Here is a 14,780-nt window from a genome sequence, read left to right as displayed (position 1 = left end):
TGACAGCGATAAACGTTAGCCGGCTCCTCGCTCTTAGCGGACCTTTCCTAACCAGAGGTCCGCTGTGTGCCAAAAGCGGAAGTTGCGAAGTTCGCACATTGCATAACAGATCAGATGGTTGATGAGTTGAAAAAAAGCTATTAACATACTTGAAAATTTAGGATCAATGTAGTGTACAGTAAAAGGATTGATAATTATGGCTGACAAAGCAAAACAACATTTTGTCCCGAAGATGCTTTTAAAACGCTATTCATGGGATGGTATCAATGTGAATATCTGCAATATAAGGGGGGAACAGGAATTAATTTCAGTGCCGTATAAACCGCAGTGCCAGAAACGATATTTTTATGGTGCAGATAAGCGTATAGAGAATGCTCTTTCAAAAGTTGAGAATTTTATAGATGCAGAGATTAATAAATTGATAACTGGATGTTTAGCCCCTCTGATGAATCCCAGTGGAGTATGTCTTAATGATCATGAACTAAGGCGCTCTATGTTGTCGTATATTTACATTCAATACACCAGAACTAAAAAATCTAAGGATCTTGTGGATAAGGCACTGGAAAATAATTTCAATTTATTTAAGGTGCAAAAAAAAGAAGAGATTTTAAGTAAACTAATTAAAAAAAATGATTCTGATTCTTGGGGGTTAACAAGGGATGATCTCAATAAATTTATAGATTCCAGCACTATTAAAATAGATGATCCGTTTGATCATATTTTCAGAGAGGCGCATAGGAATTTTGAGAAAAATCAGCATTTGAAAGCGATGGTGTTATTTAACTCATCAAAAATACCATTTATTACAAGTGACAATCCAGTTTTAAATATAGTGACATTTTTTCCTGAGCATGTCCCTTCATTTTTCATGCCGGTAAGCCCCGCACATTGTTTGTTTTTCTTTGATGAACGTTACTTCAATGTAAAAAACATTGAGAATGTGGTTTTTATTTCTGATTTTAATGAAATTGCTTATATTAATATGATGCAGTGTGAAAATTGTGATAATAACATTTATCTTCCTCGCCTCTCTAGTTACCTCACACTAAGAGATTGCCTAGCAACATACATCCATGAAGGCAAGTTTTGGTGCAATATTAAGGCTATTTCACTAAGTAAGTCTTATGCCGATAATATCTCTATTCCTATAAGAGGTGGGCATGCGACCCGGGTGAAAATTATTAATACATAATAAAATTAGTCTACTGCCTGCTATTTATAGAGTATGTAATCATAGCGGATCTGATGACGTTCATGTTTGGTCGTTTAGTGCAATTACTAAACGTATGTTAATCATTGATGTGAGGCCAAATTAAATTGGAAACCGAGTGCAATTCAACTTAAAAGTACGAGTTTGGTTTAAAGTACAAGAATCGCAGTCACTTTATTTCACCAATGCTCATTTCTCGCTCATAGATGAGTTGATTATCATGCCTCTTGTCAGTTGTGTGCCAGAAGCGGAAATTACTAACATCGGGATGTGTTAATCAACGGTTAGGAGGTCACTACTTGTATAAGTTTTTATCTAAAAAAATTATCGATTTCAGAAGAACTTGTTGAAATTTAGTCACATCGCCGTTAAGTTGGTATTCAAATAAAACGAGGAGGAAGACACAGTTGCGTTCGACTTACCTTATTTCATTTCCTACAATACTGAAATCCCGGCTGCAATTTTCCTGCAGGACAGAGAATAATGATATCAGAGATAGTTAAAGAATTAAGCTTCAATAAGCTGTATATTATTAACATGCTGGGTGCTGATGACTTTAATACAGCCAACAGACTTTATGAAGATATCATGTATTACCAGAAAACTGGAGTTATCGAATACCAGGAAATCAAAACTAGAACAGAATTGGATGGTTTTCTGAAGGATCAAATCTGTCAAACAAGTAATGGACTTAGGCCCATCTACCATTTTGAAAGTCATGGTAATGAAACCTTATCTAAGATTGGTGATAATGATCATATCACTTGGGAGGAATTTTCGTTACAGCTTAGCTTAATAAACCGAGATATGGATTATTCACCAGTTGTATACATGGCGTGTTGCCATGGATTCCATGCTATTTCGGCTATAAAAATACATGATGCCACACCGTTCTATTATCTTTTTGGTCCGTACAGAAAAATCAGTGCAGGTGACCTACTATCATCAGCTATTATTTTCTACAAAAAATTATTTACAGAACCAAACATAGAAGATGCTATCAACGGTCTCCCTTCAGATATACGCGTTTACTGCGCTGAAGTTTTTTTTACTCGGTTGCGCATTAGACATCTTGCCAACCAGCACATCGGGAGTAATTTACAAAAACATGCTGCTCGTCTTGCAGCACAACACTGTACAGAGAATATTTTTAATCCTAGCAAGATGTCTTACAAAGACGCTCTAATTTTCTTTATCATACAGTTAAACGACATGAAGTTATTGGAAGAGTATTACATTAAAAGCGCCCGAATTTTCCTTGGAGCTGAACCTGCTGTATCGTTTAGTGAAATATATAAAATTGCGGAACAACAATACTGTTCAGACCAAAATAGCTAATGCACATGTACTATTGCGCTGAGAGCTGTCGTATACGGTGTGGTTACTCTCCTGCAGTCACTCAAGGCTCTTTTCTGATGGCAAGAAATGGAGAAGAGTTTTGGGTCAGGGTCAATCACGCCCTGAGACATTCTGTAAGCATCCCGATAAAACAAACCACTCTCTTTTAGAGGTCTTCTGGCATTTGGGTTAGGTTACCTTAAAGCGAACTTCCGCTTCACGCTCTTAGCCAACGACGTTTCTTAGCAGGCGGCTTGGTGCCAAAAGCGGACATTGCTAACATCAGGATGTACTAATCTGCGGGGAGCAGGTCACAGTATGTGATTATATCCAGCATGACTTGAAAAAAGGTTGGAATCACTATATATAGTAATTAACCCATTTCTCTTTTGGCATATATAGTGCAAATGAACCCATTTCGTGTTTTGTGCTTAGATGGTGGTGGAATGCGTGGTGTTTATCAGGCCACGTACTTACAGACTTTTTCTCAAAGGCTAAGTCAGACAGGTTTTAAACAGTCTGACCCTGGTTCTGCCTTCGATCTACTGGTAGGTACCAGTACAGGAGGGATCGTTGCCTGCGCATTAGCCGCTGGTATTCATCTTGAGAAGGTTCTTGAGCTTTACCAGACTTACGGTAAAGATATTTTTCCACGGCAGCGACTTCGTGCCCTTCCTTTTGTAGGTAAATACGTTCGCGGGTTATGCTCGGGACTAGCTTCAGGTGACTTTGCCTTACGCAAAGTGCTTAAAGATACCTTTGGTGAAGAAACTATCGGCAAAGTTTATGAACGCCGAGGGATCGGTTTAGCCATCACTACTTTAGATTTAAATCGTCACTCCTCAACTGTATTTAAAACACCACATATGGCTCGCCTAAATGGACGAGACAATGATCGACTACTGGTTGATGTATGTATGGCAACTAGTGCTGCACCTATCCTCCGATCAATTGCACGCCTTGAGGAGCCAGGCTCTGGCGGAGCAATCGTCGATTACGTTGATGGTGGGCTCTGGGCTAATAATCCAGGTGCTGTAGGCATGATCGAAGCCCATGAAATTCTTCAGTTCAGGGGCGAGACTGAACGCCCTGTGCACTTATTCATGCTGGGCACTCTTCCTGTCCAGGGAGGTGAGGAACTTGGCAGTAGCAGTATGTTGCACCGTGGTGCTTTGGGATGGTCTGGCGGCCTCAAAGCAATCACTGCGAGTATGAATGCCCAGGCGGTTGCTTGCGATTATATGGCTCGGAAAATTGCCGAGTTGAGAGGCAATGGCAGTTTTGCATACCGAATGCCAGCTCAGTGCCCCTCTGGGGAGCTACACAAATACCTCGAAAATATGGATGACGCACGCCCAAGAGTACTAAATGCATTAGCCCGGCAGGCAGTGTCCGACGTTGATCACGCATGGGCTCTGGCCGAATCGAATAATCACATGAAAGAATTTCGAACCGCCCTGTCGATTAAATCTAATACCTAAATTTAAATCTCTGGGAGATCAGCATGACGTTAATTGACTGCAATAAAGAAATGAAAGGGTATCATTCAGAAAAAGTAACTCTGTCAAATACCGACCAGTCTGAAATGCGTGACCGTCGTGATAATGGAAGAAAACGGCTCGAAAATGGCCTGACTCGCTCATCCCATCCATTGCCAAAAGACTTTAGCTCTCAAGGTTCTTATGCGATGCGCACCATGGTCCAGGACGATTTATGTGATTACGACATCGATGACGGAATTTATTTCAACAAAGAAGACCTTAAAGATGGAGACGGTAATTATCTTGGTGCGCAGGATGCACGAAAGCGAGTTCGAAAAGCGTTGAAAGACGACAGGCTGGCCTATGATGCTGTTGTTAAGACAAATTGCGTCCGCCAACTCTACCCTGATGGTTATCACATCGATATCCCAGTATACCGTTCATTTATCACAAAGGACTTTTGGGGCAACGAAACAACTGAATATGAGCTCGCCAGTGGCGATGAGTGGACTAAATCTGATGCCCGCAAGGTTACACGATGGTACATCAATGCTGTTGCTTCAGAGCTGAAAGCTGGTCAGGCTGATACCAGCCAACTTCGCCGTGTTACAAGGCTGACCAAGAAAATGGCTCGTTCCCGTACCTCATGGAAAAAGAAAACCACAAGCGGTATTTGTATTTCGAAATTAGTTGTAGATCATTTTGTTTGTCAGGCGGGCCGAGATGATGATGCTTTACGTGAAACGTGGAAGGTCATCAAATCTCAGCTGACATATAGCCAGCGCATCGGGCATCCAGTTTTTGCAGATAAGAATCTTGCAGAAGAAAACGATGAGGCCGTAATTTTCTTTCAAGAATGCCTAACTGAGGCGCTAAATGCACTCGAAGTGCTTGAAGAGTATAACTGCACTCGTGAAAAAGCCGCGCTTGCCTGGGATAAGGTTTTCAACACTGATTATTTCAGTACAGAAATCGCTCAGGAAACCAACATGTCCAAATCTCTCATGCGCCCAGCTGTCAGCGCATCGGCATCTCTATCCTTCCCCGCTCACCCCGTCACACCTAATAAATCAGCGGGGTTTGCATGATGAGTTGGTTACTGGAGAATCCTGCGCGCTTTTTGCGTGAGCAGAAGGAGCTCAAACTCCTTGAGAGTGAGCAAGAGTGGCTAAGTATGGCTTTGCGCTTTCAGAGTGATGGTAAGTTGTCAGTAGAAATAAACATGACTATTCATGGTCGTATTTATGAAGGGAAGATGACTTATCCGGACTCGTTTCCAGATTCTCCACCCTATATCCGTCCCAGAGATCGTTCCGAGAGGTGGTCAAACCACCAATATGGTGAAGGGGGGTCACTGTGTCTGCAATGGCGAGCTGATAACTGGCAGCCTGACATAACCGGGGCGGATATGGTGCTCAGTGCATTTGAGTTACTGAATACAGAGCAGCATCCCGAACTACCAAATTCAGTCCCTTCAGCACATCGTTTAACAGAAGGCCAGATTTTGCGGGGTTCGATCCGGCGCTTAATACTAACCACCGATATCATGGAAACTTGGAATAATCTCCCCCCTCTATCCAGCGCCAGTTTAAAAACAGCTATCCTGTTCAGTTCTGACAAGGCTGTAACATTCATAACTCAGATTTCCGATGCAGAGAATAATTTAAAAAACGTCGAAGACGTTCCACAAAGTCTTGGGTCATTCACTTACTTACTTTCACTATCCGGAGAAGGGTGGGTGTTCAAAAGTGAACGATTTGACTTGAAATTGAAAATTAAATCTGCAGAAGATTTAATTCAGGCGATATCAGATGAGGGCTTTGATACAGTAGACATTCTGGTTCAGGAAGATAATAAGTACAAGGCCAGAACGATAGTGTTACTAGGCCGAGATGGATCGTCATTGAGAACTTTTTACCTTAACCCTGGTGATGAACCCACTATACACGAATTCAGTATTATTTGGCCTTCATCCACAGAGCTTAGGTTATCAGAGGAATCACAACGGCTGACGAAGATCAGAATCGGAATAATTGGCCTAGGCTCAATGGGTAGTAAAATCGCAACATCGCTTGCCCGGTCAGGAATAAAGCGATTTTTGTTAGTTGATGATGATTACCTAGCTACCAGCAATATAGTGCGTCACGAGCTGTACTGGAATCATGTTGGCGAACATAAGGTAGAGGGCGTAAAAAGTGCACTTTCACTGATTTCTGCGGGCATTGAAGTCGATGCAAGTATTATTCGTCTGGCGGGACAAGAATCCTCGGTATTTATGGCTTCCATCCTTAATGACCTTTCAAAATGCGATTTGCTTATTGACGCAACAGCAAACCCCGAGGTTTTTCTTCAGTTATCCGCTCTTGCGAAACGCTATAAGATACCGCTGTGTTGGGGGGAAATCTTTGCAGGAGGGTATGGGGGAATGATTGCTCGTTCCCGCCCGGGTTATGACCCAAACCCTTTGGCCGTTCGCGACGCATTTTATAGTCATCTTTCAACTCTTCCTAAAGCGCCTTTTGATAGCGCCCAAAATTACGATGGCAGTGAAGAACAGCCTCTGACCGCATATGACAGTGATGTTGGATTTATCGCTACAGCGCTAACCAGGCTTGCTATTGATACAGCATTATCAAGAGATCCCAGCGTATTCCCTTACTCTCTATATTTACTCGGCATGCGTTGTGAGTGGATTTTTGAGCAACCTTTTGACACGCATCCAGTCCATGTGTCTGGAGCTGGATGGGATACCGATGACACAAGCGCCAGTGAGGAGGATCGTTTAGCTGCCCTACAAGCGATACTGCAAATTTATGAAGGAGAGGAACGTGCTGAACCTGATACTTCCAGCTGAACAACAGGCAGTTATAATGGACGCTCTATCTAAAGCCGGGCGCCGCGAAATTGGTGGGGTTTTAATGGGGGAACATATTGGACCTAATGAATTTATAGTACATGAAATGACAGTACATCGTTGTGGTGCATTTGCCTACTTTGTCAGACGGCTTGAAGAAGCAATCAGTGGGTTCAGTAAATTTTTTAACGAAACAGGCCATAATTATCAGATATTTAACTATATCGGTGAATGGCACTCCCACCCATCTTTTGAACCGTACCCCAGCAGTAAGGACGACAGGTCCATGCTTCAAATTGTTCAGGATAAAAATGTTGGGGCAAACTTCGCGGTCCTTGTCATTGTCAAATCAGGTTCGAAAGGTGAGCTAATTATAACTGCTCACACCTATCTCCCAAATGGAACGAAAAGCGAATCAGAAATAACTTTGTTATGACCCTGGCCCCGAATATGCTCCAGTCATAATCAGGAATAACCGGCTTCATGTTGGCTGCATATTCTGGTAACCGGCAGATTTTTCGGCGAGGACCGTCAAGGATGTTTGCCGGTAGTCCGCTATTTCCGAAGCCAGCAACTACAACTGGAAGGCGAAATATGGCGGGATGGAAGCCGCTGATATCAAGAAAATCAAAGATCTTGAAGATGAGAATCGTCGTCTGAAGCAGATGTTCGCCGATCTGAGTCTAGAATGCAGGGGCTGAAATACGTCATCGAAAAAAGCTCTAAAAAACAGCGACAAAACGTGAGCTCGTTAGCTATCTGCCCACGCAGTTTTCGATTACAAGAAAAATTATGTACCCATGGCAAAGCCTGCTTTCCAGGCTAATAGCGCCGGTGATTCAGCAGTTTTTAGTCTTCTGTTAAAGCAATAAAACGGAGACTACGACTTCTCCGTCTCCGGAGAATGATCTCATATGCTTCTCGAACTTAGGGCAAGGGGTATTGTGCACGCTTAAAACTTCGGCAAGTTACCCAGATTATCGCGTTTGGTACTATTACGGTCTGTCGAAAGGTAAATGTCATCTATAACGTGAACATCTGCCCCGTTAACCCACTTACCATCTTTTTTGGTGATGGTTTTAAATTTTGTTGCTCCGTCGTTGATCAATTCTGCAACAAACTGCCTAGAATTGATTGTTGTATCAGCCTCACCTTTACCACCTTTGATGATTTTCACATACTCAATGTGCTGGTTACTGGCATCCATGCGAACTGCCGAAATATAATACAGAGTCATTGTGTATCTCCTGATACGCTATCCCATATAGCGTTCTCCAGAATATATGCAGGTTGAACTTAGTCATATCAACTTGTTCAGGTATATAACACGCTGAGAGTTGTCACAGATCAAAAAACGCCATGCCTTCCGGTTTGCCATTACAGTTCTCTGCGTATCAAAAATAAGCCAACTGAATAGCCACGACTTTCGTAGCTATTTTTCATTGTGAGGGGATAAGTTCTAACTTCCGCTTTTCGCTCATAGCGGAAATCCTGCCTCGGTAGCCTGTCCGCTTCGTTTTGTGAGTTCAACCGATGGATGCAACACATTGGTTAAAACGCTCTGCGGGTGATTCATAGTCTAGCGTTTTTCTTGGCCTCTCGTTGAGCTGCCTGGCAACACTGTTTAGTCTTTGCTGGCTGTGAACCGATAAGTCAGTTCCTTTTGGAAAATACTGCCTAAGCAATCTGTTCGTATTTTCATTGGAGCCGCGTTGCCAGGGAGATTGTGGATCACAAAAATAGACCTCAATTTCTGTTGCTACAGTAAAAAGGGTGTGATTAGTCATTTCCGCCCCTCGATCCCAAGTTAATGTTTTATAAAGTTCAACAGGCAGCTGCCGGGCTTGTTTGATTAGTGCGGATATGACTGTGACTGTCTTGTTATCACTGATTTTGGCAAGCATAACAAAGCGGGAATGGCGTTCTACCATCGTGACAATATATGAGTTTTTAGAGCCCTGTATTAGGTCTCCCTCCCAGTGACCTGGTATAGCTCTGTCTGCAACATCAGATGGCCTTTCGCTGATGGGTATTGCATCCGGTATTGAGCCTAATCCCTTTCCTTTAAGTGATGTCGTTCTGGATTTACGTACTACTCTCCCGCTTCTTAGGCACTGCTGCAGCTCTTTTTTTAAAGCTCCCCGGGTTTGTATAAAAAGCGTTTTATAAATCGTTTCGTGTGACACCTGCATTTCCTGATTATCCGGATAACAGCGTTTAAGCCAACCGGCGATTTGTTCCGGCGACCAGTCCTGATACATCTTCTCTGCAATGATTTTACACAATGCGGGGCATCCAATTAGCTTGCAAGGTTTTGGCCTCAGGGCACTGTCCCACGCGTCCTTATCCGCTTTTGCAGCTCGGTAATGTTTTGCACCTCCATGCCTTTTGATCTCGCGGCTAATAGTTGAAGGGGCTCTTGATAATTTGTCGGCGATGTCCCTGATGCTACTTTTTGCTACCAGCCCCCTGGATATTTCCTCTCTTTCATCAAGTGAAAGAGCCAGCCGGTGTCGCTTTCTGACAGAAGGGCGATAACCACCAGTTTGGTGAATAGTGGGCATAACAGAAGAGTGATATCTGTCGAACATTCTGGCGATATCATGCAGGGAATCACCTTGCTTATACCTGTCCCAGATAATCGCTTTCTGTTCTGGCGTGTAGTAAATGCGCGTTCTTCGTTTCATGGCAACGTCCCCCCTTGTTTAAGGATAGCGTTGCGTCGACCCGTTGAACTCACATTCAAAAGCGGATATCCCTAGACTAGGAGAGTGAATCAACGACAACCGGGCCCTACAGGCAGAAGATCACGACTGGCGGGAAAAATGCCGGCATTAATTTTCAAAACCGTTTCTGATCAACTGCGCTGTCCCCTTAAGCAACAGTTTATGCAACACGTCGTCAACCTCAGCCCGTTTATGTTCCAGCAGAGATGAGATATTATATTGGGTGATAGCGTCACCTTTTTTTATAATTTTCAGCACGGCGTACCCTATTTCGCAGGCAATCACCCGGGCCTTTTCTTCATCCAGAATCATTATTTACCCCATTGAGAATAATCGGGGATTCTAACATGAAAAAATAGGATATAGCAGGATCGAACAGAAACCCTTAACGCGACCGCACCGGATCACCGAAAATATGCATTCTGACTGAAGATGAGTTAAAAAATACGGACGCAGGATACCGCACGATTAAATTCATTTACCTGATGATTATTACTTTCCCTGACCTAATGCGTTTACGTCTTTATAATCAACACACTAGCCCATAGTCTGTGCAAGGGCATGTTGTTGTACAAAACGCATGATAATGAATTTAATGGATTATAAGCCAATGCCAGGCGCAAGCTGACCTGTAACGTAAGAGAAAAAACAGAACATGCATTTTATATATAAAATATCCCTTCTTATTTATTAAGTTTAACTTATACGGCAGGGAGTTGTTTTATATCGCCGTGTAATAAAATTGAAACAATTCATGCTCACAGTTAACGGCAGGAATAAATCAGACAGCGCAACATGCCAGGCAAACCGTGCTCTGGTAATAAACGGGAAGACAGGTTAACCGACATGATCAGCCAAAACGTAACGGTGGGTCCGCTGGACAGCCATATTTTCATATTATCACCCGCCGGTGAATTGTCTTCGCCCGCCCTGAGGGATGACCGATCTGTGGCCGATCTCTGTATCAGAAAAGGACCGGCGATCGTTGTGGTCAGTGCCCCGGAGGGCATAACTGCAGACCAAAAATTAGCTGGGATCCTGCGGTATTTTGAAGAGGATGAAAAGCGGCCGCTGATGATATTCCCGCAGACACGCCCTGAAGACGATGAAAAATGCAGGGCAATATGCAGCGGGCTAAAGGCCGGTCACTGGGTGTTTGTCACCCTGTCCGGGCCGGTTACGGGTCATCCCGACACCGTCATCCACAGGATTCGGTCCTGCTTACGCGATGCACGGCCTTAATAATCAAAACGGCCCCGGATAAGCCACGGCGGAATCCTGCCCTGGTCGTATGACTGCACTGTGCCGACCGCCGACGTGGCAAACGCCCGAGCGAGTAATGAATAAATAGGGAGCTACCTTTAGCTGCGACTGAAAACCAGCTTCAGGCCAGCAATAGCAAAGCAGCAGGCTAACAACGCATCAAGCCCGCGGCGGATACGACGATAAAATGCGCTCATTAATGCCGTTGAGAACAGCAGCGCGTAACCGCAGAACACCGCCACGCAAATAGCTGCACAGCCGAAGATGATCATGGGTAACGTATAGGCTGCCGCACCTGGTTTGAGTGCTATAGACATGATCGCCACCCAGGTGAGGATCGCTTTAGGATTGCCAACGTGCATCAGGATACCCTGACGGAAAAGTTCGCCATACGCGAAGCTTTTATCATGGGTCTTGAACACCGTGGGATCAGAAGGCGAAAGTGCCGATTTACTCGCTTTGAATGCCAGCCATAACAGGTATAAACCGCCGCCGATTTTTAACACGATCAGCAATTGCGCGAAGGTCGACAGCACGGTTAGCACGCCGCAGGCCGCCAGTAGTGCCCACATCATCGACCCACCTATCACGCCACCAGCCAGAACCAACGCCGCCCCACGGCCCTTATTCATTGCCGTAGCCATAATAGCCATGTTGCTCGGTCCGGGGCTGGCAGTTGCGATAAAGTAAGTGGAATAAATCAGAATTAATTCATGGGATAGCGCCATGTTTTCCTCAGCGGTAAGGTTGTCCTTTGCGTCTGTTATATCTATTCGCGCAAATATTTACTATATCCTGTCGCTGATTTCTTCACCTGACAGGGAACAACCCTGCCGACCCGATATAAGAGGAAAAACCATGCGGACAGTTTCTATTTTTAAAAACGGTACTAACCGCGCGATCCTTCTGCCGCGCGATCTGGACTTTGAGGGCGTCAGCGAACTGTAGATTGTTCGCGAAGGCGACAGCATTATCCTGCGTCCCGTCCGGCCGACCTGGGGCTCGTTTACTCAGCAGGAGAAAGCTGATGAGGACTTTATGGCCAAGCGTGAGAACGATGTCATCGATGAAAGATGATTTCAACCACGAACAAAACCGATATGCTTGATACCAATATCTGCTCGTTCATTATGCGCGGGCAGCCGTAATCCGCGCCATAGCAGCCGGTGTAATCCTGGTGATAAACAATACGAGAGAGTTTGAGCGGGTGCCCGGTCTGGTATTAGAAGACTGGGTTAACTAACGATGCCTGAGTGGCCTGTCATCGCTGGAACTGGCGACAGAGGTTCAGGACCCGCACAGGAGTGGAAGCTCAGCATAGGTGATTCATTACGATAAATTTGTTACGAGACCGGCAATCTGCTGCTACTTCTCTAATCTCTTTGGTATGGAAATAAGATGCTTTTACCCGTTTTAATTTTTACACAAACCCCCTACCCATCGTCATTTCAACTATGAATCGTCCGCTGTTTGTCTCTCTGGACGGTCCCAAGGGGGTCGGTAAAACCACACTGTTGGAGGCCATTACCCAAGTACTCAGGGCTGATAACAAAAAGGTGATCCGGCTGTGCGAGAAAAAAAGCGATCCCTGGCGGAAAGAGACCATGGCCCTGGTAAACAGATTTGCCAGAGATCCCGCCATGGATTTGGAACGGGAAGTTTGTGAGCGCTTTGCTGATAGCCGTGCATGGATCTCCCGGCATGTGCTGACTAAACAGCCACCGGGTAGCATCATCCTGATGGATCGTTGGTATCCGTCGGATGCCGCGTTTCGCCGGATGGTTCCCTTTGCAGAGATTTTACAGCTTAACCTCGAGAGAAACGTGCGCACGCCCGATCTGCATGTCGGGGTGGTCACAGCGCCGGAGATTTCATGGGCCAGGGCCGCAGCCAGAACGCGTGGGCTAAGCAGTACGGTGATCCACAAGCTGGACGAACATGTCGCGTGTACCGAGGCGTTCGAGCGAGAAGTTGCAGATAACGGCTGGGTTTTATGCCGTAATGACGGACCGCTCGAGGTCGCAACGATGCACGTGGTTTCTGAGATCTACAGGGTGCATGAGTGCCTGTAAGCATCGATTTTGCGGGCAGATCACCTCAAACAGGATCCTCACCCTCGCCTGCCGCAGGGATGCGGCATCCATTTTATCCCTACCCTATTCCTGACCAAACAACGGAATCGCTTTGCCGGTGATATAGCGCTTACGCAATTTGGCAGACACGTAATCCATCGCCATCACGATCACCACCAGAATCAGGGTGATAAACATCACCACATCCCAGTTCCATAAACGCATATTCTCGGCATACACCAGACCCACGCCGCCTGCGCCGACAAAGCCTAATACCGCCGCTGAACGGGTGTTCGACTCAATCTGATACAGACTCAGTGCCAGAAACGCCGGGAAAGACTGGGTGAAAATCGCGTAGCGGTGCTTCTGCAACGCGTTCGCGCCCACCGCATTCAATCCCCTGCCCGGCGAGCGCTCGACCGCTTCGTGCCCTTCCGCATACAGCTTGCCCAACAACCCGACATCCTGCATCACAATCGCCAGCACCCCGGCCAATGGCCCCATCCCGACGGCGCGGACAAAAATCAGTCCCCAAATCGCCATATCAATGCCGCGCATAATATCCAGTAAACGCCTGACCACCAGCGCCACCGGCCGCAGCGGCTTCGATGACATCACATTACGCGCCGCAAGGAACGACACCGGTAACGCCACCAGCGTGGCGGTGAGGGTGCCGGCAAACACGATCGCCAGGGTGATGAAAATCTGGTTGAAGTAGTAGGCGAACGGCCAGTTGGCCACGTCATGCCAGACAAACATCCGCAGGAAATAACGGCTGATTTGCAGCGAACCGGTGGCGATCTGCGCCCAGCTAATGCCGAACATGTTAAAAAAGAAAATGTAGTAAGCCAGAATGCACGCCGCCACCATCCCGGTCCGGCGCAAATAACGGCGCTGAACAGAAAACAGCTCGCTGTGCTGCGTCTTCATACTGTGCAATGTCTCTGAACCGGCTAGTGCAATCATGCTGCTTTCCCCTCAACCACCCATCGGCGTAACCGCCCGGAGAGCGTATCCAGTAACGACACCACCACGATAATCAACAGCATGGTCATGCTCACCTGATCGTAACGATCCAGTTTGATATTGGTCATCAGCTCCTGACCTATCCCGCCGGCACCCACCAGCCCGAGAATGGTCGACTGACGGAAATTCACCTCAAGACGCATAAAGCTGTATGACAGAAACACCGGTTTCACCTGCGGCCACAGGGCAAAGCGCATTCGCTGCAACGGCCCGGCACCACAGGACGCCAGCCCGCGCCCCGGCTTGTCGGACGCACTCTCAATCGCTTCATAAAACAGCTTGGTCAGACTGCCGATGGTGTGCAGTGCCAGCGCCATAAAGCCGGGGATCACCCCAATGCCAAAGGCCATCACAAACATCACCGCCCACGCCAGCTCCGGCATGGTACGTAAGAAGGCCACCGCCGTGCGGATGGCATAGCGCACCGCAACCGGCGACTGGGTATTATCCGCCGCCAGAAAGGCGAGGATCACCGCGACAATCACCGACAGGATGGTGGCTGCTAACGCCAGATTCAGCGTCTCCCAGATTAACGGCAGCTGAATGTGCAGACGGTAACCCCAGTACGCCAGCGATCCCTCCGTGTGCCCATTGGCAAACAGCAGCTTCCAGTGCAGAACGGGGACGGTTTCGGCCAGGTAATCGAAGAAATGCGGAAGGGACGACCAGACGGTGGTCAGGCTGAACTCAGAAAGGGTGCCGGAAGCCAGATACAGTGCCAACAGCACCAGTGACCAGAGCACCGTATCGCGTTTTTGCCTGCCACGGATCTGCTGATAATAGCGCTCGAACTCAGTGTTTTGCATACGG

The 14,780-nt window shown here is 46.3% G+C and carries 14 protein-coding genes and 3 pseudogenes; 11 read left to right on the top strand and 6 right to left on the bottom strand.

Annotated elements, in window-relative coordinates; all coding sequences use genetic code 11:
- Positions 1–196 precede the first annotated feature (196 nt).
- From AC0IXH_RS03275 to AC0IXH_RS03245, 7 genes and pseudogenes are all read left to right on the top strand, one after another.
- Positions 197–1,192: a DUF4238 domain-containing protein gene (locus AC0IXH_RS03275; RefSeq protein ID WP_471719955.1), complete on the top strand. Its 996-nt coding sequence runs from the start codon at positions 197–199 to the stop codon at positions 1,190–1,192.
- Positions 1,193–1,693: 501 nt separating this feature from the next.
- Positions 1,694–2,548, top strand: coding sequence for a hypothetical protein (locus tag AC0IXH_RS03270; protein WP_471719954.1), 855 nt, complete (start codon positions 1,694–1,696; stop codon positions 2,546–2,548).
- Positions 2,549–2,955: 407 nt separating this feature from the next.
- Positions 2,956–4,029, top strand: a complete 1,074-nt coding sequence (locus AC0IXH_RS03265; protein ID WP_471721115.1) for a patatin-like phospholipase family protein — start codon at positions 2,956–2,958, stop codon at positions 4,027–4,029.
- 23 nt (positions 4,030–4,052) lie between these two features.
- Positions 4,053–5,117, top strand: a complete 1,065-nt coding sequence (locus AC0IXH_RS03260; RefSeq protein WP_471719953.1) for a cyclic GMP-AMP synthase DncV-like nucleotidyltransferase — start codon at positions 4,053–4,055, stop codon at positions 5,115–5,117.
- Entirely contained in the window at positions 5,114–6,883 is a 1,770-nt protein-coding gene (locus tag AC0IXH_RS03255; protein WP_471719952.1) for a ThiF family adenylyltransferase, read from the top strand. Before AC0IXH_RS03260 ends, AC0IXH_RS03255 begins: the two co-directional genes overlap by 4 nt.
- Complete coding sequence (locus tag AC0IXH_RS03250; protein WP_471719951.1) at positions 6,858–7,319, top strand: M67 family metallopeptidase; 462 nt, start codon at positions 6,858–6,860, stop codon at positions 7,317–7,319. Before AC0IXH_RS03255 ends, AC0IXH_RS03250 begins: the two co-directional genes overlap by 26 nt.
- A gap of 82 nt (positions 7,320–7,401) precedes the next feature.
- Positions 7,402–7,572: pseudogene (locus tag AC0IXH_RS03245) on the top strand (transposase); the annotation flags it as partial.
- A gap of 263 nt (positions 7,573–7,835) precedes the next feature.
- On the opposite strand, the gene AC0IXH_RS03240 reads toward AC0IXH_RS03245, so the two are convergent.
- The 3 genes from AC0IXH_RS03240 to AC0IXH_RS03230 form a co-directional block, all read right to left on the bottom strand.
- Entirely contained in the window at positions 7,836–8,120 is a 285-nt protein-coding gene (locus AC0IXH_RS03240) for a DUF3892 domain-containing protein (RefSeq protein ID WP_028725237.1), read from the bottom strand.
- Between the two features lie 289 nt (positions 8,121–8,409).
- On the bottom strand, positions 8,410–9,570 hold the full coding sequence (locus AC0IXH_RS03235; protein ID WP_471719950.1) for an IS30 family transposase: 1,161 nt from the start codon (positions 9,568–9,570) through the stop codon (positions 8,410–8,412).
- 147 nt (positions 9,571–9,717) lie between these two features.
- Positions 9,718–9,921 carry a hypothetical protein gene (locus tag AC0IXH_RS03230; protein ID WP_471719949.1) on the bottom strand — a complete coding sequence of 68 codons (204 nt, stop codon included), beginning with the start codon at positions 9,919–9,921 and terminating at the stop codon, positions 9,718–9,720.
- 534 nt (positions 9,922–10,455) lie between these two features.
- Between AC0IXH_RS03230 and AC0IXH_RS03225 the strand changes: the two genes are divergently transcribed.
- Entirely contained in the window at positions 10,456–10,851 is a 396-nt protein-coding gene (locus tag AC0IXH_RS03225) for a hypothetical protein (protein ID WP_471719948.1), read from the top strand.
- A gap of 119 nt (positions 10,852–10,970) precedes the next feature.
- On the opposite strand, the gene AC0IXH_RS03220 is transcribed toward AC0IXH_RS03225, so the two are convergent.
- A complete protein-coding gene (locus tag AC0IXH_RS03220; protein ID WP_471719947.1) occupies positions 10,971–11,600 on the bottom strand; it encodes a LysE family translocator in 630 nt (209 codons plus the stop codon).
- Positions 11,601–11,730: 130 nt separating this feature from the next.
- On the opposite strand from AC0IXH_RS03220, the pseudogene vapB reads away from it, so the two are divergent.
- The 3 genes and pseudogenes from vapB (at position 11,731) to AC0IXH_RS03205 (ending at position 12,944) form a co-directional block, all read left to right on the top strand.
- Positions 11,731–11,949, top strand: a pseudogene (vapB, locus tag AC0IXH_RS03215) (type II toxin-antitoxin system VapB family antitoxin).
- Between the two features lie 76 nt (positions 11,950–12,025).
- Positions 12,026–12,115: pseudogene (locus AC0IXH_RS03210) on the top strand (VapC toxin family PIN domain ribonuclease); the annotation flags it as partial.
- Between the two features lie 211 nt (positions 12,116–12,326).
- A complete protein-coding gene (locus tag AC0IXH_RS03205; protein ID WP_151037071.1) occupies positions 12,327–12,944 on the top strand; it encodes a dTMP kinase in 618 nt (205 codons plus the stop codon).
- 84 nt (positions 12,945–13,028) lie between these two features.
- Here the strand turns inward: AC0IXH_RS03205 and phnE (AC0IXH_RS03200) are convergent, their stop codons facing one another.
- Both phnE (AC0IXH_RS03200) and phnE (AC0IXH_RS03195) read right to left on the bottom strand, forming a co-directional pair.
- Positions 13,029–13,910: a phosphonate ABC transporter, permease protein PhnE gene (phnE, locus tag AC0IXH_RS03200; protein ID WP_471719946.1), complete on the bottom strand. Its 882-nt coding sequence runs from the start codon at positions 13,908–13,910 to the stop codon at positions 13,029–13,031.
- Positions 13,907–14,776, bottom strand: coding sequence for a phosphonate ABC transporter, permease protein PhnE (gene phnE / locus AC0IXH_RS03195; RefSeq protein ID WP_471719945.1), 870 nt, complete (start codon positions 14,774–14,776; stop codon positions 13,907–13,909). Before phnE (AC0IXH_RS03195) ends, phnE (AC0IXH_RS03200) begins: the two co-directional genes overlap by 4 nt.
- Between the last annotated feature and the right edge of the window lie 4 nt (positions 14,777–14,780).

It is taken from the genome of Erwinia sp. AC075 (assembly GCF_979253995.1).
The sequence above is the reverse complement of the archived record's forward strand: the minus strand, read 5'-3'. Positions and strand labels throughout refer to the sequence as shown.